The organism is Cupriavidus sp. SHE, assembly GCF_000812445.1.
Lineage (GTDB): Bacteria > Pseudomonadota > Gammaproteobacteria > Burkholderiales > Burkholderiaceae > Cupriavidus > Cupriavidus metallidurans.
In genome coordinates this window covers 41,159-65,353 of sequence record NZ_JWMB01000013.1, presented here as the reverse complement: position 1 = coordinate 65,353, position 24,195 = coordinate 41,159, and the positions used below count along the sequence as shown (strand labels likewise).

Sequence of the window (24,195 nt, the reverse complement as noted above, 5' to 3'; positions counted from 1 at the left end):
CGTGCGCCATCACCCCCCTTCCTCCTTCATGCAATCCCGCCAGCGTGGCGCCGCTGTCGTCACGGCGCTGCTGATCGTGACTCTGGCCGTGGTGGTGGTCTCCGGCATGCTCTGGCGCCAGCAGGTGCAGATCCGCTCGATCGAGAATCAGCGGCTGATGGCGCAGGCCCAGTGGATCGAGCGCGCCGCGGTGGACTGGGCACGCCTGATCCTGCGCGACGACCAGCGCCGCTCGAACGTCGACTACCTCGGCGAGCCGTGGTCGGTCCCGGTGGCCGAAACACGCCTGTCCGATTTTCTCGGCGCCGGGCTTCGCACCGATCAGGCCGGAGAAACGTCGTTTCTCTCTGGACGCATCCTGGATGCCCAGGCACGTTTCAACCTGACCAACCTCTATCAGTCGACGTCCGGCGAATCCGGTCTCACGATCTCGATCGACCCCGCATCGATGCAGGCATTCGGACGCCTGCTTCAAACGCTCGGCATGAACGCTGCGCTGGCGGAGACCACTGCGCAATATGTCCTGCGCGCAGCCAAGGGTGGATCGGGCGACGGACAACCCGTGCCGAGGCCGCCAGACAGCGTGCAAAGCCTGCTGGCGATTCCGGGCTTCACCCCGGAGATGATCGACACGCTCGAACCGTTCGTGACGGTGCTGCCCGAACGCACCACGGTCAACGCCAACACCGCGGACGCGGAGGTGCTGGCCGCCGTGATCGACAAGCTGCCGCTGGACCGCGCGCGCGAGCTTCTCCGCCAGCGCGACCGCGCCTATTTCAACAACACTGGCGACATCACGACACAGTTGCAGACAATTGCACCAAAGGCGGTGATCACGGCCAACACGCTCGACGTGAGCTCGCGCTACTTCCTGATCTACGGCCTGGTGCGGCACGATCGGGCGCGCCGCCTCAAGGTATCGCTGGTCGAGCGCCAGAATGTGCAGGGCAGTGGCAATACGACCCGCGTCGTCTGGTCGCGCGATGCCGATGCCATGCCCCCGTCGAACTAACTGGCCGACGCGCATCAGGTTTTGTCCTGCGACAGCGTTAGATTCTGCCGCCTGCAAATTGGGACGGGACGCTATTGACGCGAGTTAGTCACACAGGCAAGGTATGCTGCTGCGCCGAACCTGGGCGGCCGTCTGCCGCTATTCCAGGCTATCCCCCGCAACGATTTGCGTCGCCCGGACGCCCCTGTCGGGCAACTCCCGCGCGACTTTTCCACTGATTACAGGGAAATTTTGAGTACCACCCTCTACGTCCGCCTGCCGCATCGGCCGCACGACCAGCCGCAACCGTGGCAGTTCGGCGCCATGCCATTTGCGCTGGTACGCACGCCCGTAGGGGATAAGAATCGCCGCCAGGCGGCCGAACAGGCACCCGAGCTGTTGCGCGAAGGCCACGCCGTGCCGTCCGAGATGCCGCCGGCAGACCGCCTGGTGCTGATCGTGGCCGCCAGCGATGTCCTGCTGACGGCGGCCATGGTCCCGCCTCTGCCGCCAGTACGGATGCGCCTCGCGCTGCCGAACCTCGTGGAGGACGTGCTGGCCACCGACGCCGCGCCATGCCATATCGCCCTGGGGCCGGCATTCGATGGCGCCGGTTCAGCGCGTGGCCCGCGCCGCCGCCTACTGATGGTGACCGACCGCGCCTGGATGCGCGCCGCGCTCGACCAGTTCGCGGAACACAAGCATCGCCGCCGCCATGTGGTGGCCGCCCAGCTTTGCCTGCCGCTCGCGGCCCCGGTCACGGCCCCCGAACCCGCGCCAGAGCCGGAACCGGCGTTGGCCACTGCAGATGGTCCCGCATCTCCGGCCCGTGCCGCTGGGCAGTCGGCGCCAACAGAAGCGGGCACAGCCGATACCAGTCCCGAACAACCCGCCACGCTGGTCGTGGAAGCCGCCACCTCGACGCTCGCGCAATCGGCGCTGTTGCTCGACACCGCGGCACCCGCGCCGGGCGAACTGTCGCGCCTGTGGCAATTGACCGTGCGCACCGGCCCGTACGAGGGCTACGGTCTGCTGCTCGATGACCGGGCGCTGTCGACATGGCAGCTCCTGGCGCCGGCCGGCCAATGGCATGGCGACAACGCGGCCCTGGCGAACGCGCCAGTACAGGCGCTACAAGGCAAGCGTCCGCCGATGCACGCATCGCGTGCCTCCGAGACCTGGCGCATCTGGCTGGCTGGCGTCGAGGAATGCCTGCAACAGCCGCAACTCGATCTGGCGCAGTTCGAGTTCGCCCAGGGACGCATGGACCGCTGGAACGTGCGCGCATGGCGCTGGCCGGCCCTGCTGGTCGTCGCGCTCCTGCTCGTGCAGATCGTCGGCATGAACGCGCAATGGCTGGCGCTTCGCAAGGAAGCCAAGCGTCTGGAGGCGGCTCAGGTCGATCTGCTGCACACAGCATTTCCGAACGTGCCGCCGGTAGCCGAGCCCATTCTGCTGATGCGCCGCCAGGTGGAGCAATTGCGCACGGCCAGCGGTCGCAGCACACCCAACGATTTCCTGCCGCTCGCCGACGGCTTTGCGCGCGCCGCGCGCGATCTGCCGCCCGATGCGCTGCTCCAGCTCGAATACCGCGCCGCGACGCTCTACGTGACGCTCAAGCCCGGCACCAACACCTCCGCACTGCAGAACGCCGTGCGCCAGGTCGGTCTTCAGATGGATGAAGACAGAAGCCCATCCGATGCGGCGAGCCGCAGCGGGGGCGCCCCGACGCCGACCGGTTCGCACTGGACCGTGAAGGCGGAAGGCGGGACGGCATCATGAGATCAGGCATGTCAACCAACATGGCCACGCGCCTCGCCCGCTTCAAGCCGCGCGTCCCCGATCGGTGGCGCGAGCAGTTCGACGTATTCTGGACCGCACGCAATCCGCGCGAACAGGCCATCCTCGGCGGTGGCGCGGTGGTGCTTGTGCTGGTCTTCGGCTACCTGCTGCTGTGGGAGCCGGCCTCCGTCGAGGGAGCCCGGCTGACGCGCAACCTGCCGGTGCTGCGTGCGGATCTGTCCGAGATGGAAACATTGGCGCAGGAAGCACGCGGCCTGTCGGCCAATCGCGCCCCGTCACTGCGTGGCGACGCGCTGACCCAGGCGCTGCAGGACAGCCTGGTGCAGCACGGCCTGAAGGCCACGCGCCTGATGACGACCGGCGACAACGCCGTCCAGATTCAGTTGGACAAGGTTCCGTTCGGGTCCGTGGCCGGTTGGCTGCAAGACGTGCGGCTACAGCAACGACTGAAGGTCACTGATACACGTATCAGCTATGTGGGCGCCACGGCGTTGGTCAACATGACCGCAACGCTGCAGGGCCCCGGCACCGGCGGCCGGTGATGGCGCGGCTCGAAGCCCTGCGTCTGCCGCGACAGCGCATCCGCGCGTCACGCGGCTGGCGGCGCGTGCGCTGGACGTTGCTTTGCATCGCCACTGTCGGCGTCACCGTACTGGTATCGATGCCGGCCACGTGGCTGGCCGAACGCATCGCCGGCGAGACGCAACGCCGGGTGCTGCTGGCCGACGCGGCAGGCACGATATGGCACGGCAGCGCCACGCTGGCGCTGTCAGCGGGCACGGGCAGCCAGACCGCCACGGTACTGCCGGGGCGGCTGACCTGGGACGTGGCGTTCTGGCCATTGTTCACAGGCACGGCCCGCGTGACCGTCTCGCACACCGAGGCGATGGGTGCGCCGACGACGGTAGCTGTCACGCCGTCGGGCTGGACCGTGACGCCGGGCAGCATCCGCCTGCCGGCGTCACTGCTAGAGGGCGTCGGTGCGCCTTTCAATACGCTGCGCCCCGACGGCATGATGCGTATCGACTGGTCGGCGCTGCAAGGCAAGTTCGCCGGCAACCAGAAGTACGGGCACCTGTCGATGCAACTCGAGCAGATGTCCGCCGCAGTAAGCCGGTTGCGCCCGTTGGGCAGCTACCGCGCCGAGGTCGAGCTGACCGGCGCGGACGGCACGCTGCAACTGAAAACCACGGCCGGGCCGCTGTACCTGGAGGGCAGCGGCACGATCGGCAGGCAAGCGCGCTTCGATGGCACGGCACGTACCGACCCCGAAGCGGCCACCCAGCTGGCAGGCCTGATGAGCCTGCTGGGACGACATGAGAACAATGTGACCAGGCTGCGCTACTGAGGCCCCGTCCTCGGCAGCCCGCCTTGAATCGATGATGAAAACCCGAGCCAACCAACCCGTCTTTCGTACCGCCTGCGCCCGCGCCGTCGTCCTGCTGTGCGGCCTGTCGCTGCTGGCGCCCGCCCCGCTCTGGGCCCAGCCATCCCAGCAGCCACCGCAACCGAACGACATCGGCTCGCGTAGCAATCGTGACCAGGTGGTGCTGAACTTCGTCAACGCCGACCTGGAGTCGGTGGTGAAGGCGGTCGGTCAGGCCACCGGCAAGAACTTCGTGATCGATCCGCGCGTGAAGGGCACCGTGAATCTGGTCACGGAGCAGCCCGTCTCGCGCGCGCAGGCGCTGGAAACGCTCGGTTCCGTGCTGCGGATGCAGGGTTACGCGATGGTCGAGTCCAACGGCTTCACCAAGGTCGTACCCGAAGCCGATGCCAAACTGCAGGGCTCGCCCACGGTTGTCGGTCCCAGCAGCAATCGCGGCGACCAGGTGGTGACGCAGGTCTTCCGCCTGAACTACGAATCGGCCAACAACCTGGTGCCAGTGCTGCGGCCGATGATCGCGCCGAACAACACGATCACCGCTTACCCGGCCAACAACACGCTGGTCATCACCGACTACGCGGACAATCTGCGCCGTCTGGCACGGATCATCGCCGCGGTGGATGCGCCCGCGTCCGGCGAAGTGGAGCTGATTCCGCTCAAGAACGCGATCGCCAGCGATGCAGCAGTGGTCCTGCAGAAACTGCTCGACCCGACCGCCGCCGCAGGTGGAGCCGGCGCTGGCGACGCGAGCCTGCGCACGACCGTCGTGGCGGAACCGCGCAGCAACTCGCTGATGATCCGCGCCTCCAGCCGCGCACGCGTGCAGCAGGCACGCCAGCTCATCGAGAAGATCGACCAGCCGTTCGCGCGCCCTGGCAACATCTGGGTGGTGCCGCTCAGGAATGCCGACGCCGTGAAGCTCGCGGCCACGCTGCGGGCCATCGTCGCGGCGGACAGCAGTTTCTCCAGCTCGACGCAACCCGGTGGCGGCGCGACGGGCGGCGCCGCAATGCAATCCACCTCACTGCCGCAAGGCGGCCAGTACACCGGTGGCAATACCGGCAACTACAACCGCAGCGGTTCCGGCAACAGCTTCGGCAGCGGCAGCAACGCGTTCTCCGCATCGTTCGCGGTCAACCAGCAACCGACCACGGGCGGCATCGTCCAGGCCGACCCGTCGACGAACTCGCTGATCATTACCGCCAGCGAGCCGGTGTACCGCAATCTGCGCGGCGTGATCGACGACCTCGACGCGCGGCGCGCGCAGGTCTATATCGAATCGATGATCGTGGAAGTCAGCGGCACGCTGGACAGCCAGCTTGGCATCCAGTGGCAAGGGCTGATCAATTCGGGCGGCAACACCGTCGGCTTCGCTGGGACCAACTTCGGTGCCGGCGGCCAGAACATCATCAACCTGACTGCGGCGGCCGCGCTCTACAACCAGAACAAGACCGCCGGCCTGGCGGCCATCAGTGGCCTCGTGCCCGATGTGGGCGGCCTGAATCTTGGGGTGATCAACAAGGCCATCGGTCTGGGCGCGCTGCTCCACGCACTGGGACAGAACACCAGCGTGAACCTGCTGTCCACGCCGAACCTGATCACACTCGAGAACGAGGAAGCGAAGATCCTCATCGGCCAGAACATTCCGATCACCACGGGATCGTACGCGCAGACTGGCAGTTCGACCTCGGTGACGCCGTTCCAGACGTTCGACCGCAAGGATGTCGGCATCACGCTGCGCGTGCGCCCACAGATTTCCGAAGGCGGCCTGGTCAAGATGCAGATCTACCAGGAGTCTTCGCAAGTGGCCCCCGGCACGCTCACCAACCCGCAGGGCCCCACCACGAACGTGCGATCGATCGAAACCAATGTGCTCGTGGACGATGGCCAGATCATCGTGCTGGGCGGCCTGATTGAGGACAACTACGGCGACAACGTCCAGAAGGTGCCGCTGCTCGGTGACATCCCCTACCTCGGCTCGTTGTTCCGCTACGAGAACAAGACCCGTTCGAAGACCAATCTGCTGGTGTTCCTGCGCCCCTACGTGATGCGCACCACCACCGCCACGGATCGTCTGACGCAGGATCGCTACGACTTCATCCGCGGCCAGCAGCAGAACTTCGTCTCCCCGAACATGGTGGTCCGCGAGCTGAACACACCCGTGCTGCCGCCGGCCGATGCGCCGACCGCGCCGTTCGTCGACCCGCGCTACAACGGTCCTGTGCCCGGCCCGGTGCCCCTTGCGCCGGGGCAACCGTCGACGTCCGCACCCGCGCCGCAGACCGTGCCGCAGCCGGTACAGCGGCCGCTCTCGCAGACCGCTTCCGGCCAGGGCGCGTAAGGTTGAACATCATGGCAACCGATACGCCAGTGACGGCACCCGCCGCGACAGAAACGCCACTCGAAGCCCCGTCGCCGATGGCGGCGCGGCTGGTCTCGTACACGTTCTCGCGCGAAGCACCGCTGCTGATCGCGCACCAACGCCCCGACGGACTCGAAGTCTGGGTCAGCCGCAAGACCTCTCCGGCCGCGTTGGCCGAGGTGGCGCGCGTGCACGGCGCGTTGCATCTGCGCGTGCTGGAACAGGCCGAACTCGAGGCCGCGATGTCCGATGCCTATAACCGCCAGGACGGCACCGCCGCGCAGGTGGTGGGCGAGGTGGAAGGCGAAGTCGATCTGTCGCGCCTGATGCAGGACATCCCGGCCGTGGAAGACCTGCTCGAGTCCGAGGATGATGCGCCAATCATCCGCATGATCAATGCGCTGCTGACGCAGGCCGCGCGCGAACAGGCTTCCGATATCCACATCGAGCCGTTCGAGTCGTCATCGGTCGTGCGTTTCCGTGTGGATGGCACGCTGCGCGACGTGGTGCGTCCGAAGAAGGCGCTGCATGGTGCCCTGATCTCGCGGATCAAGATCATGGCGCAGCTCGACATTGCCGAGAAACGGTTGCCGCAGGATGGCCGCATCACGCTACGCGTGGGCGGACGGCCGGTGGACGTGCGCGTATCCACGCTGCCGACCGGACACGGCGAGCGCGCGGTGCTGCGTCTGCTCGACAAGGAAGCGGGCCGTCTCGACCTGGCCAAGCTCGGTATGGCGCGCTCGACGCTGGCCAGCTTCGATGATCTGATTCGCCAGCCGCACGGCATTGTGCTGGTGACCGGACCCACAGGTTCGGGCAAGACCACGACGCTGTACGCGGCGCTATCGCGGCTAGACTCCCATACGACCAACATCATGACCGTCGAGGATCCGATCGAATACGATCTCGACGGCATCGGCCAGACACAGGTCAACGCGCGCATCGACATGACCTTTGCGAAGGCCCTGCGCGCGATTCTGCGTCAGGACCCGGACGTGGTCATGATCGGTGAAATCCGCGACCTCGAAACCGCGCAGATCGCGGTGCAGGCATCGCTGACCGGCCACCTCGTGCTGGCCACGCTGCACACCAACGATTCAGCCTCGGCCGTGACCCGTCTGGTCGACATGGGCATCGAGCCGTTCCTGCTTTCGTCGTCGCTAATTGGCGTGCTGGCGCAGCGGCTGGTGCGCCGTCTCTGCCCGCACTGCAAGCGCGAGGAAGTCATCGAAGTCACACCGGGCGAATCCGAGACGCTTCTTGCCGACGGCAAGCCACTGCAGCGCGTATGGCACCCGGTAGGTTGCGACAAGTGCGGAAATTCCGGCTATCAGGGCCGTATGGGTGTGTATGAACTGCTGACTGTCGATGCCGAAATCCAGACGATGATCCACCGCCAGCAGCCCGAGTCCGAGATCAAGCAACGGGCGCTGGCCAAGGGCATGCACACGATGCGCGGTGATGCGCAGCGCTGGATCGACAGCGGCGCCACTTCGCTTGAAGAAGTGCTGCGCGTGTCGCGCGACTAGAGCGAAGGAGCCCGCGCAGTATGCCCGCCTATCGCTATGAAGCCGCCGACGCCGCCGGCCGTGCAGATCGCGGCGTCATCGAGGCCGACAGCCCAAAGCAGGCGCGCGCGCAACTTCGCGCACGCGGGCTGACGCCAATCATCGTTGACCCGCTGGCCGGCGCAGGGTTGGCCAAGCGCAGCGGCAGCAGCGCGTTCGTGCGCCGGCTGTCGACGCAGGAGCAGGCGCTGTTCACGCGCCAGCTCGCCAGCCTGATCGTGTCGGGCCTGCCGCTCGACGAAGCCTTGGGCGCGCTTGCCGATCAGGCCGAACGCCAGTACGTGCACGAACTCCTTGCTGGCATCCGCGCCGAAGTCATGGGCGGCAGCTCGCTCTCCGTGGCGCTGGCCCAGCATCCCAAGGATTTTCCGGACATCTACCGTGCCCTGGTTTCAGCCGGCGAGCATTCTGGCCATCTCGGCATGGTGCTCGAACGGTTGGCCACCTACATCGAAACGCGCAACACGCTGACGTCGAAGATCCGGCTCGCGTTCACGTACCCAGCCATCGTCACGGTGGTGGCGTTCGCGATCGTGATCTTCCTGCTGTCGTATGTGGTGCCGCAGGTGGTCAGCGTGTTTGCCAATACCAAGCAGAAGCTGCCCACGCTGACCGTGATCATGCTGGCACTGTCAGATTTCGTGCGCAACTGGTGGTGGGCCGCGCTGGGTGTCATCGCCGCGGTCGTGGCAATCATTCGCAGCCTGCTGAAGCAGCCCGACGTTCGTCTGGCATGGCACCGCTGGCTACTGACCGCGCCGCTGGTCGGCAAGCTGATTCGCGGGTACAACACGGCGCGCTTCGCCAGCACGCTATCGATTCTCGTATCTGCCGGCGTGCCGATCCTGCGCAGCCTGCAGGCCGCTGGAGAAACGCTGACCAACCAGGCGCTCAAGGCCAACGTCGAGGACGCCACCACGCGCGTGCGCGAAGGCGCATCGCTGGCGCGCGCGCTGGCTGCGCAGAACCAGTTCCCTCCGGTGCTGGTGCACCTGATCCGGTCCGGCGAGGCCACCGGCAACCTGCCGACGATGCTCGACCGCGCAGCCACCGGCGAAGGCCAGGAACTGGAGCGCCGTACGATGTTCCTGACCAGCCTGCTTGAGCCACTGCTGATTCTGACGATGGGTGTGGTGGTGCTGATGATCGTGCTGGCCGTGCTAATGCCAATCATCGAGATCAATCAGCTGGTCAGATAGCGCGTCAGTTGTTGAGGCGCTGACTCTCTCCCGCACAAGGGAGAGAGGAACAAACCGATTGCGTTGAATCTGCACGAGGTTCTCGTCCTCTCCCGCACGCAGGAGAGGGCAGCGACGTCAGACCACGACGACGCTTACTCCGCCGCAGCCGCCTTCTTCGCCGGCGCCCGCTTGCGCGGTGCGGCCTTCTTTGCCGCAGGCTTCTTCTTCGCCGGCTTCTTGGCTTCCTCCGCAGGCGCTTCCGCCTTCGTCTCCTCGGGCACGTCTACCTGTGCCGACAGCACAGTCGCGCCGGGCGCCGAGAACACCGACTGGTCGATCGGCCACGGGGTATCGCTCAGCGTGACATCGGGACGCTTGCCGCGCTTGCCGCCCGCCTTCGGCCTCTCGGTGGAGACCTCCACGGCCTCCTGAATCAGCGTTGAGGCGGAACCGGCTGCGTCGTCGTCATCTTCCTCTTCCGTCACTCGAGCGGGCTCGATTGCCGGTACGACGACTGCCACGGGTTCGGGCGCGGGCGGTACCGGTCGTGCGGGTGCCGGGGCCGGACGCTGCTGCTGTGGCTGGGCTTGCTGCGATGGCTGCTGCGACTGGGACGGCTGGGACGACTGCGCCTGCTGCTGCGGTTGCTGCGGTTGCTGCGGTTGCGCCGGCTGCGGCTGCCCGCCACCCTCACCCTTGTTGCGCTTCTTCAGCCGCACCCAGAGGGTCTTGTTATTGCCGCCATTGCGCGTTTCCACCTCGAACAGGTTCGTCGCCGTCACCAGCTCCGAAAGCTTGCCGTAGCCATAGTTACGCGAATCGAATTCCGGGGCCTGCTTGGCGATGTAGTTGCCGATGCCACCGAGCGTGGACCAGCCATCCTCGTCGGACACGGCCTGCGACGCGCTCTGCAGCAGCCGTACCAGGCGCGAATCCTGGCGCAGTTCCTGGGTCGTGCGCTTGCGTGCCGGCGCGCTCCCGGTCTCGGAGTCGGAATCCGAATCGGCTTCCGCGCGCAGCACATCGGAGTAGATGAACTTGTCGCACGCCGTCACGAACGGTTTCGGCGTCTTGCGTTCGCCGAAACCGTAGACGGTCAGGCCCTGTTCGCGGATGCGCGATGCCAGGCGGGTGAAATCGCTATCGCTGGAGACGATGCAGAACCCGTCGAAGCGGCCCGTGTAGAGCAGGTCCATCGCGTCGATGATCATCGCGCTGTCGGTGGCGTTCTTGCCCACGGTGTAGCGGAACTGCTGGATCGGCTGGATCGAGTGCGCCAGCAGGCGGTCCTTCCAGCCCGACAGGTTAGGACGCGTCCAGTCGCCGTAGATACGCTTGACGGCGGCAACGCCGTACTTGGCCACTTCGGCCAGCAGGCCTTCGACGATGGCAGGCGCCGCGTTGTCGGCATCGATCAGCACGGCCAGGGTCGCGCCCTGGCGAGGAGTATTGGTCATGGTCGGAGTTGGATGGGGCGGGTTGCACCACGACAGGATACGCCGTGGTGGCGCGCGGTCTACATCGTGGCTCGCGCGTGCGCCGTTTGGATGCACCGCAGTGTACACGTGTGGCGTATGCGTATACGGGAAATCACGGGGGTCCCGGGCGCGATTTATGCTGCATCGCACGGTACCGCGGCCTGCACGCCGGTGCTACCATGCCGCGCAGAGACACGGCCGTCCAATGGCTCCAAAAGAGACTGCGAACGGCTGCCCACAACTGATGTGTCGGTGATCCCGACAGCATGCCCCTAGAGGAGCACAAATGAATGCCCCACTGACCCCTCCGGTCAGCGACGCCATCCGTCGCGCGCTCGAAAACGTTTCCCTCGAAGACAAGTACACGCTGGAACGCGGCCGCATCTACATCAGCGGCACGCAGGCACTAGTACGTCTTCCGATGCTGCAGCAGGAACGCGACCGCGCCTCCGGCCTGAATACCGCAGGCTTCATCTCCGGCTACCGCGGCTCCCCGCTCGGCGCGCTCGACCAGTCGCTCTGGAAAGCCAAGAAGCACCTTGCGGCGCACAACGTCGTGTTCCAGGCCGGCCTGAACGAAGACCTTGCCGCCACCTCCGTCTGGGGATCGCAGCAGGTCAACATGTATCCGGACGCCAAGTTCGATGGCGTGTTCGGCATGTGGTACGGCAAGGGTCCGGGTGTCGACCGCACCGGCGACGTCTTCAAGCACGCCAACTCGGCCGGCTCCAGCCGGCATGGCGGCGTGCTGGTGCTGGCCGGTGACGATCACTCGGCCAAGTCCTCCACGCTGGCGCACCAGTCCGAACACATCTTCAAGGCCTGCGGCCTGCCCGTGCTCTACCCGTCGAATGTGCAGGAGTACCTGGATTACGGCCTGCATGGCTGGGCGATGAGCCGCTACTCGGGTCTGTGGGTGGCCATGAAGTGCGTGACCGATGTGGTGGAATCTTCGGCATCGGTTGAACTCGACCCGCACCGCGTGCGGATCGTTCTGCCCGATGACTTCGCGCTGCCCCAGGGCGGCCTGAATATCCGCTGGCCAGACCCGCCGCTGGAACAGGAAGCCCGCCTGCTCGACTACAAGTGGTACGCGGGGCTGGCCTATGTGCGCGCCAACAAGATCGACCGCATCGAGATCGATTCGCCGCACGCGCGCTTCGGCATCATGACCGCTGGCAAGGCCTATCTCGACACGCGCCAGGCACTGTCCGACCTGGGGCTGGACGACGAGACCTGCGCCCGCATCGGCATCCGGCTCTACAAGGTGGGCTGCGTGTGGCCGCTCGAAGCGCATGGCGCGCGTGCGTTCGCCGAGGGCCTGCATGAAATCCTGGTCGTCGAAGAAAAGCGCCAGATCATGGAGTACGCGCTCAAGGAAGAGCTGTACAACTGGCGCGACGACGTGCGTCCCAAGGTCTACGGCAAGTTCGACGAAAAGGACAACGCGGGCGGCGAATGGTCGATCCCGCAGAACAACTGGCTGCTGCCGGCGCACTACGAGTTGTCCCCGGCGATCATCGCCAAGGCCATCGCCACGCGACTCGAGAAGTTCGACCTGCCCAGCGACATCCGTGCGCGCATCGAGGCGCGGCTGGCCCTGATCCAGGCGAAGGAAAAAGCGCTGGCCACGCCGCGCGTCACCGCCGAGCGCAAGCCGTGGTTCTGCTCGGGCTGTCCGCACAACACGTCGACCAACGTGCCCGAGGGTTCGCGCGCGCTGGCCGGCATCGGCTGCCACTACATGACGGTCTGGATGGACCGCAATACCAGCACGTTCAGCCAGATGGGCGGCGAAGGCGTGGCGTGGATCGGCCAGGCGCCGTTTGCCGGCGATAACCACGTGTTCGCCAATCTGGGCGACGGCACGTACTTCCACTCCGGCCTGCTGGCGATCCGCGCGTCGATCTCGGCCGGCGTGAACATCACCTACAAGATCCTCTACAACGACGCGGTGGCGATGACCGGCGGCCAACCCGTCGACGGTCAGCTTTCGGTGCAGGACATCGCTTTCCAGGTGGCCGCCGAGGGCGCGAAGAAGATCGTCATCGTCACGGACCAGCCCGAGAAGTACAACAGCGCGATCAAGCTGCCCGAGGGGCTGACCGTGCATCCACGCGAGGAACTCGACAACATCCAGCGCGAACTGCGCGAGGTGCCTGGCTGCACGATCCTGATCTACGACCAGACCTGCGCCACGGAGAAGCGTCGCCGCCGCAAGCGCGGCACGTTCCCTGATCCGGCACGCCGCGCGTTCATCAACGACGCCGTGTGCGAAGGCTGCGGCGACTGCTCGGTCAAGTCGAACTGCCTCTCGGTGGAACCGCTGGAGACCGAACTCGGCACCAAGCGCCAGATCAACCAGTCGTCGTGCAACAAGGACTTCTCGTGCGTGAACGGCTTCTGCCCGAGCTTTGTCACGGCCGAAGGCGCGCAGGTGCGCAAGCCTCAGGCCACTGGCATGTCGATGGGAGGACTGCCCGCGCTGCCCGAACCCGTGCTGCCGACGATGCGCCGTTCGTACGGCATCCTCGTGACCGGCGTGGGCGGTACCGGCGTGGTGACGATCGGCGGCCTGCTCGGCATGGCGGCGCACCTGGAGAACAAGGGAGTGACGGTGCTCGACATGGCCGGCCTGGCGCAGAAAGGTGGCGCCGTGCTGTCGCATGTGCAGATCGCGGCCAAGCCGGATGACCTGCACGCCACGCGCATCGCGATGGGCGAGGCCGATCTCGTGATCGGTTGCGACGCCATCGTGTCGGCCACCGACGAGGTCATCTCGAAGACGCAGACGGGCCGCACGCGTGCCGTGGTCAACACGGCGCAAACCCCGACCGCCGCGTTCATCAAGGACCCGAAGTGGCAGTTCCCGGGCCTGTCCGCCGAGCAGGACATCCGCAATGCGGTCGGCGAGGCCTGCGACTTCATCAATGCCAGCGCGCTGGCCGTGGCGCTGCTTGGTGACGCGATCTACACGAACCCGCTGGTGCTGGGCTACGCGTGGCAGAAGGGCTGGATTCCGCTGTCGCTCGAAGCGCTGGTGCGTGCGATCGAACTGAACGGTGTCTCGATCGACAAGAACAAGGCCGCATTCGACTGGGGCCGCCACATGGCGCACGACCCCGATCACGTGCTGTCGCTTACCGGCAAGCTCAAGACGCAGACGGAAGGCGCGGATGTGGTGAAGCTGCCGACGTCGTCGGGCGCGCTGCTGGAGAAGCTGATCGCCAATCGCGTCGACCTGCTGACGAAGTACCAGAACGCGGCCTACGCCGAGCAGTATCGCGACGCGGTGAATCGCGTGCGCGCGGCGGAAAGCGCGCTGGTGGGCGCAGGCAAGCCGCTGCCGCTGACGGAAGCCGCGGCACGCAACCTGGCCAAGCTGATGGCGTACAAGGACGAGTATGAAGTGGCGCGCCTGTACACCGACCCCATCTTCCTGGACAAGCTGCGCGCGCAGTTCGAAGGCGAGCCGGGCCGTGACTATCAGCTGAACTTCTGGCTCGCGCCGCCGACCACGGCCAAGCGCGATGACAAGGGTCATCTGGTCAAGCGCCGCTTCGGCCCGTCGACCATGACGCTGTTCCGTATGTTGGCCAAGCTCAAGGGCCTGCGCGGCGGACCGCTCGACATCTTCGGCAAGACCGAGGAGCGTCGCACGGAACGCGCGCTGATCGGCGAGTATCGTTCGCTGCTCGACGAGCTGTCGAAGGGTCTGAGCGCGGCCAACCACGATACGGCGGTGGCGCTGGCGAACGTGCCCGACGATATTCGCGGGTTCGGTCATGTGAAGGAAAACAACCTCAAGGCGGCGCGCGGCCGGTGGGAAAAGCTGCTCGCCCAGTTCCGCAATCCGCAGGCGGGGCAGCAGGCAGCCTGATCGCGGCGAAGCAGAACGGCGGCGCGGGAGTGAATCCCGCGCCGTTTTTACTTCTGGGGCGTGTCTTGGCGTGTCATAGCGTGGCCGGCGCTACACTGGCAGGCCGACACACGCCCGACGTTCCCATGCAAATCCGCCCCTACAACCCGACCGACGAAGCCGATGTCATCGCCCTGTGGAAAGCCTGCGGGCTGACACGCCCGTGGAACGATCCGCATCGCGACATCGCCCGCAAGATGACCGAGCAGCCGGAGATGTTCCTGATCGGCGATGTGGACGGACATGTGCGTGCGTCGGCCATGGTTGGGTTCGACGGGCATCGCGGTTGGGTCTACTACCTGGCCGTGGACCCCGCCCATCAGGGCCGTGGCTATGGGCGTATGCTGATGGCACACGCCGAGGCGCTGCTGGTCGAGCGCGGCTGCCCGAAGATCAACCTGCTGGTGCGCGAAGGCAACGACGCCGTGCTGGCGTTCTACAACGAGCTTGGCTACACCCGTGACGCCGCGGTCAGCTTGGGCAAGCGGCTGATCCCCGATCAATGATTCCCGGTGACCCTCCGGTCAGCGCAACCCGCCATGCTGAAGATCCGCGGTATCGACCATCTGGTGCTGCGCACCGCCGACGTCCCCCGCCTCGTGCGCTTCTACGTTGACGTGCTTGGCTGCACCATCGAGCGCGAGCAGCCCGCCTTCGGCCTGACCCAGTTGCGCGCCGGCGGCGGACTGATCGATCTGATTTCGCTCGATGGCCCGCTCGGGCAGGCTGGCGGGGCCGGACCCGGCCCGGAGGGCCGCAACCTCGATCACTTCTGCCTTCGCATCGATCCGTTCGATGAACAGGCCATTTTTATGCATCTGAATATTCATCATATTGATGCCAGCCCGGTCGAACAGCGGTTTGGCGCAGAGGGCCGCGGGCCGTCGATCTACGTGAAGGACCCGGACGGCAATACCGTCGAGCTGAAAGGTCCGGCGACGCCGGACTAAGGGATCCCCACGGAAAGTGGCTTCCCGCTGGCACGGGCGGACCGATACAATCTTCGCTTCATCGATCAAGCTTCGCCACCGGCGCGCCCCCAAATCTGCGTCGGGCGCGCCATGAACGCTCCTTCCGTCCCCCATCCTGCCGGTGGCCCGGCACTGCCACCCCGCCAGATCGTCTGGACGCTCGGCATCACCGAGATCATCAGTTGGGGGACGCTGTATTTCGCGTTCACCGTGTTCATCGAACCGATGCGCCAGTCCCTCGGGTACGGCAAACCGTTCCTTGCGGGCGGATTCTCGCTGGGGCTGCTGGTCTGGGCGATGTGCTCGTTCGCAGTGGGCCGGCTGCTGGACCGCGTGCCGGCACGCAAGGTCATGGGCACGGGCTCGGTGCTGGCCGCCATCGGACTGCTGCTCTGGGCGTGGTGCCCGTCGCCGGCGGTATTCCTGCTGATGTGGATTCCGCTCGGGCTGGCCATGGCATCGACGCTGTATGAGCCGGCTTTCGTGGTCCTGCGTCAGGCCTGGGGGGACGGCTACCAGAAGCCGATCGTCCATGTGACGCTGCTTGCGGGCTTCGCCAGCACGATCTTCATCCCGCTGGCGCAGTGGCTGGTGCTCCATCTGGGCTGGCGCGAGACGCTGGTCGTCTTTGCCGCGCTGAACCTGTTCGTCTGCGCACCCTTGCACGCGCGGCTGCGCTACGCCGTGCATCCCAGCTACGCCCATGCCGCCACCCACAGCGGCACCCCGCTGGCTGGCGCGGCGTCCTCCGGCATCGCCCGCGCAACGCTGCGCCAGCCGGTATTCTGGTGTGTTGTGCTGGCATTCACAGCCACGGCGGTGATCGCCTCGCTACTCGGCGCCCACCTGATTCCGATGCTGACGGAGAAGGGGATGCCCGTCGCGCAGCAATTGATCGTGGCCGCGCTGATCGGGCCCGCGCAGGTGGCCGGACGGCTCGCCATGGCGCGGCTGCCGATCGATCACCCGGTGCGGCTGTCGATGCCGGTCTACATCGTGATGACCATCGGGCTGGCCTGTCTGGCGCTGGGCAACGGCTACTGGCTGATGTTCGCGGCGATCTGCTATGGCTGCGCCAACGGCGTCAACACGATGCTGCGCGCGATGGCCATGCCCGAACTGATCTCGCGTCATCACTATGCAACGCTGAATGGGTTAATGATGACCCCTGTGTTGCTGATGCAGGCCGCCGCGCCGTGGTTCGGCGCCCTGCTCTGGCGTGCCGCCGGCGGCTACTGGCTGATGCTGTGGGTCATGGTGGCGCTATCCATCGGCGCGCTGGCCGCCTTTGCGTTCGCGCTGCATCAGCGTGGCCTGCTGCGTGCCGGCGCGGCCCCCGCGTAGCGACGTCGCAGCGTTATTGCCTCATGTCATGGCTTTGTTGTCGCTTTGTTGTCTCCTTGCTGTCTGGTAGTACCTGATGTCCGACCTGATGTCCGAATACTCGATCGAATCACCCGCCCGTACCGAAACCGCTCCGCCCCCGTCGCCCTCGGCAGTCTCCCGTGCCACACGCGGCACCATGGCGCTGTTCTTTGCCAACGGCGCCACATTTGCCACCTGGGGCGTCCACATCCCTACGATCAAGGCACGCTTCGGCCTGTCCGATGCCATGCTGTCGTTCGCCATGCTGGCCGTGGCCGCTGGCGCCATCGTCGCCATGGGCCCGGTGGGCCGCTGGGTGGCCCGGCTCGGCAGCGCGCGCGCCTCGATGATCGGCGGCGTCGCCTTCGCGCTGCTCACGCTGGCGATCATCGCCATGCCGAGCTTTGCCCTGCTGCTGCCCACGTTGCTGATATTCGGCATGGCCAACGCCGCGTTTGACGTCGGTATGAACGCGCAGGCCGCGATTGTGGAGGCCAGCCGCACACGTCCGGTGATGTCCGCGCTGCACGGCATGTTCAGCCTGGGTGGGATGATCGGCGCGGCGTTCGGCGGGCTCATGCTGTCGCTTGGCGTGCCACCGCTGGTGCACGCGGCGCTGATCGCCTCACTGACGGCGGGCGTGGCAATCGGCATGACGCCGGGGCTGCTGGCCGATCATCCGGTGCTGCCCACCGCCGACCATCACCGCGAACACGCGTCGCGCGCGTTATGGCTGCTGGGCCTGATGGCGTTCCTGGGGCTGGTAGGCGAAGGGGCGATGTACGACTGGACCAGCGTCTACATGCGCGACGTGGTCGTGGCACCGCTGGGCTGGATCAGCTTCGGGTATGCGGCGTTCTCGGGAGGCATGGCCTGCGGCCGCTTCGGCGGTGACCGCCTGCGTGCCCGTTTCGGCGACGCGCGGACGCTGACCGGCAGCGCCTGGCTTGGCTTTGCCGGCATCGTGCTGGCCATCGCCGTGCCGTTGCCGCTGGCCGCGTTGATCGGCTTCGGGCTGATGGGGCTCGGCGCCGCGAACATGGTGCCGATCTTCTTCGCCGCCGCGTCGCGCCTGCCCGGCGTGGCCGCGGCGGAGGCAATCGCGCGCGTAGCGCGCTTCGCCTATGTGGGCCTGCTGCTCGGGCCCGTGCTGATCGGCGGCGTCGCGCACCTCTCGGACCTGCGTATCGGCATCACCGTGGTGGCGCTAACGATGGGCTACATCGCCCTGTTCGGCGCGAAGGCGGCACGCCGCTATCTCATCACCTGATTCGACACCCGGCAGGCTCAGGCCGCCTTCGACAACGGCGCATGACCTGTGCCGATGCCATCGAAGACGAACGTGTCCATCGCCAGCACGCCATAGGTGACCTCATCGGCCACGCGGTCCACCCGCGCCGGCCCTGCGGCCACGGAGGCTGGACCGATCGCGGCGCCCAGCGCCACGTAGAACGGCAACAGGTGCTCGTCCGTCGGATGCGCGCGACGGGCGAACGGTGCCTGGGCACGATAGTCCGCGATGCGGCTGACGTCGCCGGTGGCCAGCGCCTCGTCCAGCGCGCCGCTCATCCAGTCGCGGAAGGCATCGACGTACGGCTCGGTCTCCGGGCCGTGCTGCGCCTTGCGTTCGCCCGCCCCAAACACTTCGCGCAGGTTGTGCGTGAAGCTGCCCGAACCGATCACGAGCACGCCTTCCTCGCGCAGCGGCGCCAGCGCGCGGCCGATCTCGATCTGTGTGGCCGGCGGCAGGTACGGGTTGAACGCGAGCTGGACCACGGGGACGTCGGCATCCGGGAAGAAGTGACGCAGCGGCATCCAGGCGCCGTGATCGAGCGGACGCTCTTCATCCTCGCAGACAAACCCGGCACCCGGGATCTGAGCCGCTTCGACCAGCGCCTTCACGCGGCCGGCAAGCTCGGGCGAACCCTGCGCGTCATAACGCAGCGTGTAGAGCTCGCGCGGAAAGCCGCCGAAGTCGTGCCATGCCTCCTGCTGGCTGCGCGTGCTGACTGCCAGCGTGCTGTAGATCCAGTGCGCGGAAATCACCAGCACGGCCTTGGGCTTGAGCGCGCGCAGGCGGACGCCGAGCGCGTCGAAGGCGGCGCCGGTCGGACCTGGGTCGATCGCGAGCATGGGGGATCCGTGGGACACGTAGAGGACGGGAAGCATGGTGTTCATGGCGAGTCGCCGTTCAGCGAATTTGTGCGATGCCTCAAGTCTGGCAAAGAAAGCTGGCGCTGACGCAGGCCAATTACGGACACCTCGTGCAAAAAACTTCAACAAGACCTGCGCCGACCATCCGCACGCCGCGCGCGAGCGTTGGATAACGCACACAGCACATAGGGGATCCGGCCGCACCGCCGACAGGCGCAAGCCGAATCGGCCTATGATGGGGAACACGATGCCCCTGCGCCCCAGACAACGTGCCGGGCATCGGTTGGAGAACCCCGTGGCCAAGCATTTCGATCCCCTGCACGCCCTGCCCCATGCCTTGTGGTGGCAGCCCGGCGTTTACGGCAGCGTCCCCGCCGTACTGCTCTGGATCGTCGCACGATTGCCCGCCGAAGCGCTCGCCAGTGTCTTCAGCACCCCCTACGCCAGCGCGCTGTTCAACCATGCGGGCGATACGGTATTCGTCACAGGCTGGCTCGCGAGCGCCGTCTGGCTCTGGTTCACACGCAAGAAACCCAACCTTCCGGACCGCAAGGTCGCCCCGGCAGGGGACGAGCGCCCCGCCGCCGGGCAACACACGCCCCATCACGGCCACCGCCCGGGCTGACGGCTTCGCTGATGTAAGGAATCGCTTAAGATGACGCCTTCGCCACTGCCAGCGCACGCGCTTGCAGTGGCATCCAAAGGTTCTCTCAACATCATCATTTGCGCCATGTCCGTCACCGCTACATCCGCCAATGAGCTGTCCAAGGCCACCCGACGCCGCGCGATCATCGCCGCGACCATCGGCAACGGCCTGGAATGGTTCGACTTCACCGTCTACAGCTTCTTCGCAGTCATCATCGCCAAGCTGTTCTTCCCCACCGGCAATGACATGACGTCGTTCCTGCTGACGGTGGCCACGTTCGGCGTGGGCTTCTTCATGCGTCCGGTGGGCGCAATCGTGCTGGGCGTCTACGCCGACCGCGTGGGCCGCAAGGCGGCGCTGACCCTGACCATCCTGATGATGGCGCTGGGCACGGCGATCATCGGCCTGGCGCCAACCTACGACTCGATCGGCCTGTGGGCTCCGGCGCTGATCGTGCTGGCGCGCCTGATCCAGGGCTTCTCGGCCGGCGGCGAAGTCGGCGGCGCCACGGCGTTCCTGATCGAGCACGCCCCCGACGAGGAACGTGGCATGTACGCCAGCTGGCAGCAAGCCAGCCAGGGCATCTCGTTCATGCTCGGTGCGGCCATGGGCGCGCTGGTGACCAACGGCCTGGACCAGGCCCAGATCGATGCCTGGGGCTGGCGCATCCCGTTCCTGTTCGGTCTGCTGATCGGCCCGGTGGGCATGTATATCCGCTCGCACCTGGAAGAGCCGCCCGAGTTCGAGGCGCGACAAGCCGAGCGCCGCGCGAGCAACGTGAAGTTCTCGCCGCTGTCGCAGGTGCTGCGCGATCATCCGCGCGAAGTGCTGGCCGGTCTGGGCGTGACGATCCTCTGGACCGTCTGCACCTACGTGCTGGTGTTCTACATGCCGTCCTACGCCAAGCAGCAACTTGGTCTGCCGCTGGGCGCCACGTTCCAGTCCACCGCGATCTGCGGCGCGATCATCCTGGTGCTGTGCCCGCTGATGGGCATGCTGTCCGACCGCGTGGGCCGCAAGCGGATGCTTGGCGTCGTGGCGCTGGCTATCGGCGTGCTGGCCTACCCGCTGTTCCACTGGCTCAACGTTTCGCCGACCACGGCCACCCTGCTCCAGGTGCAGATCGTGCTGGGCATCCTGCTGGCCGCCTTCACGGGCCCGGCGCCCGCCGTGCTGGCCGAGCAGTTCCCGACCGAGGTCCGCTCCACGGGCCTATCGCTGGCCTATAACTTCGCCGTGACGATCTTCGGCGGCTTCGCGCCGCTGATCGTCACCTGGCTGATCGAATCGACGCACAACAAGCTGGCGCCCGCTTACTACGTGATCGCCGCTGCGGCCATCAGCTTCGTCGCACTCGTGTTCATGCACGACCGTACCGGCAAGAAGCTCGCCTGACCGCTTACGCTTACGCTTGCGCAAGCAGAAGAAAGCCAACCTCCGGGTTGGCTTTTTTTTCGCCAGCCGGATTCGTCAGGCAGTGATGCAAATCGCATGTCCGAATCCAGCCATGCCGCGCCTTTACCGCGTCGGGTAACAGGCGCAAGATCGCGTGGACGCACGTCCAACCTGCCCGCCAAGGAGCCCCATAGCATGACCAGATCGACATCCGCGCCACAGCCCCGCGAACGCTGCGGCTGGTGCGGCACGCTCGAGGATTACTGCCACTACCACGATCACGAATGGGGCTTCCCTGTCGACGACGACCGGCGGCTGTTCGAGAAGCTCTGCCTGGAAGGCTTCCAGTCGGGCCTGAGCTGGCTGACGATCCTCCGCAAGCGCGAGGCGTTCCGCAGCGCATTTGCCAATTTCGAGATCAACAAGGTGGCGCGGTTCACCGAGCACGACGTGGAAAGGCTGCTGGGCGACGCAAGTATCGTCCGCCATCGCGGCAAGATCGAAGCCGCGATTAACAACGCCCAGTGCGCGAAGGAACTGCTGAAGACCGAATCGTCGCTGGCTGCGTACTTCTGGAAGTTCGAGCCCGACCCGAAGAGCCGGCCCAAGACGCTCACGCCTGAGGTGCTGCAAGGCATGACCACCTGCCCGGAGGCGGTGGCGTTGTCGAAGGACCTGAAGAAGCGTGGCTGGAAGTTCGTGGGCCCGACCACGATGTACGCGCTGATGCAGGCAATGGGGCTGGTCAACGACCATCGCGAAGGCTGCTGGACCCGCGCCGAAGTACAGCGCGCGCGCAAAGCGTTCAAGGTGCCAAAATAATAGGCAGGTCACGTATACGGGTGTTTACGTATACATGTCTGTTTACATTGTTGTTTACGTATACATAGATAGTAGTAATAGATAAGACTGACCCGTCAGCGTGGATAACCGGCTTATCTCTTGCCGCATCAATGGTTTACGTTTGCCAGAACCCTTAGGGCAAGCGGGTTATGTATACGTGGATACGGGTGGACAAGTTTTCCTTCCGCCGGCGGAAAGCGGTAAGCTTGCCAAGTTGTTCGTATACGCCCCACATGCGACCCCCAGCCGGACCACAGGCTGTTCACCCGGTTGTCCCCAGGTCAACCGCCAATTTGTCCACAGGCCGCGCATGGTGAGGGACCACCGCCAAGGATGCTGCCGATGGATGCCACTACCCTGTTCCTGTACATGATTGCCGTTGGCGCCGTGGTGGTGACGCCCGGCCCGACGATGCTGCTGGCCCTGAGCAACGGGGCCACGCGCGGCATGCGGGTGGCAGCCTGTGGCATCGCCGGCGCGGCGCTGGCGGACCTGATCCTGATCGGTGCGGTGGGTTGCGGGCTTGGCGCCGTGCTGCTGGCGTCCGAGCAGATGTTCGCGGTGATCAAGTGGATCGGTGCCGCGTACCTGCTCTATCTGGCGTGGGGGCTGTGGCGGGCGCCGGTGCAGGCGCTGACGGTCTCGTCCGGCGAGGCGTCGGTCAATGGCTGGGCGGCCTTCCTGCGCGCATTGTTCGTGGCGCTGTCCAATCCGAAGACGCTGCTGTTCACGTCGGCCTTCGTGCCGCAGTTCATCCACCCGGACAAGCCGGTGGCGCTGCAATACACGATCCTGGCCGTGGTGGCCGCCATCCTGGACATCCTGATGATGATGATCTACGCCTTTGGCGGGCAGCACGCCATGCGGACGATGTCGGCGCGCGCCGTGCGCTGGGTCAACCGGGGCTGCGCCGGGATACTGGCGTTCCTGGCCGTGGGTCTGAGCCTGTACCGCCGCAGCGAGCTACGCTGAGCGGCGGCTCTCGCCGCTCACTCCGGTCACCTTTACCGGGTCCACATGGGTCATCACGTTGAGGACGTCGTTGCGCGCCATGGCACGACGCGCGGCCTCCGTGGCAATCGCGTGGCCCTGCTCGACGGTCAGGTCGGCCTGGATCTCCAGATGGACATCCACCAGGATCATGTCGCCCATCTTGCGCGTCTTCAGGTCATGCAATCCGAGCACGCCCGGCGTTTCGAGCATGGCTGCGCGTAGCGCTGCCACGGTGTCTTCGTCCGCGGCGCGGTCCATCAGGTCGCTCAGCGCGTCCCAGCCGAACTTCAGGCCCGTTCGCGACACCATCAAGCCGACCACGATCGCCGCCACGGGGTCGAGCACGTGATAGCCAAGCAGGTTGCCACCAACACCCAGCGCCACCACCAGTGACGATGCGGCATCGGATCGTGCGTGCCACGCGTTGGCCACGAGCATGCTCGACCGGATCCGTTCGGCCACGCGCAGCATGTAGCGGAACAGCAACTCCTTGGCCACCAGCGCGCCAAGCGCCATCCAGATGGCAATGGTCTGCACCGGTTGTACGCCGTTCGGGTGTTGGATCTTGCCGACGGCCGCCCACAGCATCCCGACACCCACCGCCAGCAGCAACGCGCCGATCGCCAGTGAGGCAGCAGTCTCGAAACGCTGGTGCCCATACGGGTGATCGGTATCGGCATCCTTGCGGCTATGGTGTCCTGCAAACAACACCACGAAATCGGATATCAGATCGGAAAGCGAATGGAGTGCATCCGCAACTAGCGCCTGTGACCCCGCAATGATCCCGATCACGGCTTGCGCAATGCTCAGTGCGATATTGACGTAGACACTGACCATCGTGCTGCGTCGGCCTGCCAGATGGCGCGCCCGCGCGGCTTCGTCGTGCTGGGCGACTTCAGGGGCCAGGGAATCGTCAGCGATGGAACTATCGCGCATGGTGTTCAGGGAAATCGGGATCGAAATGGCAGGTGAGCAATACGTGCATACGGTAGCACTTTTACATCACGGTGACAGTGGTCTGAAATGGTAAGCCATTAATCCAGGATTAATCCCGAAGATGCAAAGTGGATGCAGGTAAACCGCGTCGGGGTGAACGATGACAGCCAGTTGTGGCGCAACGCGCGTATGACGGCAAT

19 protein-coding genes are annotated in these 24,195 nt (G+C 65.9%); 16 read left to right on the top strand and 3 right to left on the bottom strand.

The features are described from left to right. Positions 1 to 28 precede the first annotated feature (28 nt). From gspK to gspF, 7 genes are all read left to right on the top strand, one after another. Positions 29 to 1,012 carry a type II secretion system minor pseudopilin GspK gene (gspK, locus tag RN01_RS06810; protein ID WP_017511953.1) on the top strand — a complete coding sequence of 328 codons (984 nt, stop codon included), beginning with the start codon at positions 29 to 31 and terminating at the stop codon, positions 1,010 to 1,012. A 231-nt stretch (positions 1,013 to 1,243) separates the two neighbouring features. Beyond that, positions 1,244 to 2,773, top strand: coding sequence for a type II secretion system protein GspL (gene gspL, locus RN01_RS06805; RefSeq protein ID WP_017511954.1), 1,530 nt, complete (start codon positions 1,244 to 1,246; stop codon positions 2,771 to 2,773). Between the two features lie 8 nt (positions 2,774 to 2,781). Next, positions 2,782 to 3,336 (top strand): type II secretion system protein M, encoded by a 555-nt coding sequence (locus tag RN01_RS06800; RefSeq protein ID WP_223277291.1) that lies wholly within the window; start codon positions 2,782 to 2,784, stop codon positions 3,334 to 3,336. Continuing rightward, on the top strand, positions 3,336 to 4,142 hold the full coding sequence (locus RN01_RS06795) for a type II secretion system protein N (RefSeq protein ID WP_017515526.1): 807 nt from the start codon (positions 3,336 to 3,338) through the stop codon (positions 4,140 to 4,142). Before RN01_RS06800 ends, RN01_RS06795 begins: the two co-directional genes overlap by 1 nt. A gap of 34 nt (positions 4,143 to 4,176) precedes the next feature. Then, the gene (gene gspD / locus RN01_RS06790; protein ID WP_024569533.1) at positions 4,177 to 6,522 is read left to right on the top strand and encodes a type II secretion system secretin GspD; all 2,346 of its coding nucleotides are present in this window, start codon (positions 4,177 to 4,179) and stop codon (positions 6,520 to 6,522) included. A 77-nt stretch (positions 6,523 to 6,599) separates the two neighbouring features. Further along, entirely contained in the window at positions 6,600 to 8,075 is a 1,476-nt protein-coding gene (gene gspE, locus RN01_RS06785) for a type II secretion system ATPase GspE (RefSeq protein WP_035834911.1), read from the top strand. A gap of 20 nt (positions 8,076 to 8,095) precedes the next feature. Further along, positions 8,096 to 9,313: a type II secretion system inner membrane protein GspF gene (gspF, locus tag RN01_RS06780; RefSeq protein WP_017512169.1), complete on the top strand. Its 1,218-nt coding sequence runs from the start codon at positions 8,096 to 8,098 to the stop codon at positions 9,311 to 9,313. A 134-nt stretch (positions 9,314 to 9,447) separates the two neighbouring features. Here the strand turns inward: gspF and RN01_RS06775 are convergent, their stop codons facing one another. Next, positions 9,448 to 10,752, bottom strand: a complete 1,305-nt coding sequence (locus RN01_RS06775; protein ID WP_017512168.1) for an NYN domain-containing protein — start codon at positions 10,750 to 10,752, stop codon at positions 9,448 to 9,450. Positions 10,753 to 11,059: 307 nt separating this feature from the next. Between RN01_RS06775 and RN01_RS06770 the strand changes: the two genes are divergently transcribed. From RN01_RS06770 to RN01_RS06750, 5 genes are all read left to right on the top strand, one after another. Continuing rightward, complete coding sequence (locus tag RN01_RS06770) at positions 11,060 to 14,653, top strand: indolepyruvate ferredoxin oxidoreductase family protein (protein ID WP_017512167.1); 3,594 nt, start codon at positions 11,060 to 11,062, stop codon at positions 14,651 to 14,653. 125 nt (positions 14,654 to 14,778) lie between these two features. Then, positions 14,779 to 15,198, top strand: coding sequence for a GNAT family acetyltransferase (locus RN01_RS06765; RefSeq protein ID WP_017512166.1), 420 nt, complete (start codon positions 14,779 to 14,781; stop codon positions 15,196 to 15,198). A 33-nt stretch (positions 15,199 to 15,231) separates the two neighbouring features. Continuing rightward, positions 15,232 to 15,642, top strand: a complete 411-nt coding sequence (locus RN01_RS06760) for a VOC family protein (protein WP_017512165.1) — start codon at positions 15,232 to 15,234, stop codon at positions 15,640 to 15,642. A gap of 111 nt (positions 15,643 to 15,753) precedes the next feature. After that, the gene (locus RN01_RS06755; RefSeq protein ID WP_011517834.1) at positions 15,754 to 17,007 is read left to right on the top strand and encodes an MFS transporter; all 1,254 of its coding nucleotides are present in this window, start codon (positions 15,754 to 15,756) and stop codon (positions 17,005 to 17,007) included. Between the two features lie 76 nt (positions 17,008 to 17,083). Beyond that, positions 17,084 to 18,298 (top strand): MFS transporter, encoded by a 1,215-nt coding sequence (locus RN01_RS06750; RefSeq protein WP_369799828.1) that lies wholly within the window; start codon positions 17,084 to 17,086, stop codon positions 18,296 to 18,298. A 17-nt stretch (positions 18,299 to 18,315) separates the two neighbouring features. On the opposite strand, the gene RN01_RS06745 is transcribed toward RN01_RS06750, so the two are convergent. Continuing rightward, positions 18,316 to 19,197 carry a class III extradiol ring-cleavage dioxygenase gene (locus tag RN01_RS06745; RefSeq protein WP_024569534.1) on the bottom strand — a complete coding sequence of 294 codons (882 nt, stop codon included), beginning with the start codon at positions 19,195 to 19,197 and terminating at the stop codon, positions 18,316 to 18,318. A gap of 322 nt (positions 19,198 to 19,519) precedes the next feature. Here RN01_RS06745 and RN01_RS06740 point away from each other — a divergent pair, with 322 nt between their 5' ends. From RN01_RS06740 to RN01_RS06725, 4 genes are all read left to right on the top strand, one after another. Further along, a complete protein-coding gene (locus RN01_RS06740) occupies positions 19,520 to 19,807 on the top strand; it encodes a hypothetical protein (RefSeq protein ID WP_369799829.1) in 288 nt (95 codons plus the stop codon). A gap of 105 nt (positions 19,808 to 19,912) precedes the next feature. Then, positions 19,913 to 21,223 (top strand): MFS transporter, encoded by a 1,311-nt coding sequence (locus RN01_RS06735; RefSeq protein ID WP_024569536.1) that lies wholly within the window; start codon positions 19,913 to 19,915, stop codon positions 21,221 to 21,223. A gap of 195 nt (positions 21,224 to 21,418) precedes the next feature. Next, the gene (locus RN01_RS06730) at positions 21,419 to 22,045 is read left to right on the top strand and encodes a DNA-3-methyladenine glycosylase I (protein WP_024569537.1); all 627 of its coding nucleotides are present in this window, start codon (positions 21,419 to 21,421) and stop codon (positions 22,043 to 22,045) included. Between the two features lie 363 nt (positions 22,046 to 22,408). Further along, positions 22,409 to 23,038: a LysE family translocator gene (locus RN01_RS06725; RefSeq protein ID WP_017516035.1), complete on the top strand. Its 630-nt coding sequence runs from the start codon at positions 22,409 to 22,411 to the stop codon at positions 23,036 to 23,038. On the opposite strand, the gene RN01_RS06720 is transcribed toward RN01_RS06725, so the two are convergent. Further along, a complete protein-coding gene (locus RN01_RS06720) occupies positions 23,030 to 23,995 on the bottom strand; it encodes a cation diffusion facilitator family transporter (protein WP_024569538.1) in 966 nt (321 codons plus the stop codon). The two genes, RN01_RS06725 and RN01_RS06720, sit on opposite strands and share 9 nt — an antisense overlap. Positions 23,996 to 24,195 lie beyond the last annotated feature (200 nt).

Bases quoted from the DNA above. Each gene is read 5' to 3' on its own strand.
- gspK (WP_017511953.1), top strand. From the start codon at position 29: ATGCAATCCCGCCAGCGTGGCGCCGCTGTCGTCACGGCGCTGCTGATC.
- RN01_RS06800 (WP_223277291.1), top strand. From the start codon at position 2,782: ATGTCAACCAACATGGCCACGCGCCTCGCCCGCTTCAAGCCGCGCGTC.
- RN01_RS06795 (WP_017515526.1), top strand. From the start codon at position 3,336: ATGGCGCGGCTCGAAGCCCTGCGTCTGCCGCGACAGCGCATCCGCGCG.
- gspD (WP_024569533.1), top strand. From the start codon at position 4,177: ATGAAAACCCGAGCCAACCAACCCGTCTTTCGTACCGCCTGCGCCCGC.
- gspE (WP_035834911.1), top strand. From the start codon at position 6,600: ATGGCGGCGCGGCTGGTCTCGTACACGTTCTCGCGCGAAGCACCGCTG.
- gspF (WP_017512169.1), top strand. From the start codon at position 8,096: ATGCCCGCCTATCGCTATGAAGCCGCCGACGCCGCCGGCCGTGCAGAT.
- RN01_RS06775 (WP_017512168.1), bottom strand. From the start codon at position 10,752: ATGACCAATACTCCTCGCCAGGGCGCGACCCTGGCCGTGCTGATCGAT.
- RN01_RS06770 (WP_017512167.1), top strand. From the start codon at position 11,060: ATGAATGCCCCACTGACCCCTCCGGTCAGCGACGCCATCCGTCGCGCG.
- RN01_RS06765 (WP_017512166.1), top strand. From the start codon at position 14,779: ATGCAAATCCGCCCCTACAACCCGACCGACGAAGCCGATGTCATCGCC.
- RN01_RS06760 (WP_017512165.1), top strand. From the start codon at position 15,232: ATGCTGAAGATCCGCGGTATCGACCATCTGGTGCTGCGCACCGCCGAC.
- RN01_RS06755 (WP_011517834.1), top strand. From the start codon at position 15,754: ATGAACGCTCCTTCCGTCCCCCATCCTGCCGGTGGCCCGGCACTGCCA.
- RN01_RS06750 (WP_369799828.1), top strand. From the start codon at position 17,084: ATGTCCGACCTGATGTCCGAATACTCGATCGAATCACCCGCCCGTACC.
- RN01_RS06745 (WP_024569534.1), bottom strand. From the start codon at position 19,197: ATGCTTCCCGTCCTCTACGTGTCCCACGGATCCCCCATGCTCGCGATC.
- RN01_RS06735 (WP_024569536.1), top strand. From the start codon at position 19,913: ATGTCCGTCACCGCTACATCCGCCAATGAGCTGTCCAAGGCCACCCGA.
- RN01_RS06730 (WP_024569537.1), top strand. From the start codon at position 21,419: ATGACCAGATCGACATCCGCGCCACAGCCCCGCGAACGCTGCGGCTGG.
- RN01_RS06725 (WP_017516035.1), top strand. From the start codon at position 22,409: ATGGATGCCACTACCCTGTTCCTGTACATGATTGCCGTTGGCGCCGTG.
- RN01_RS06720 (WP_024569538.1), bottom strand. From the start codon at position 23,995: ATGCGCGATAGTTCCATCGCTGACGATTCCCTGGCCCCTGAAGTCGCC.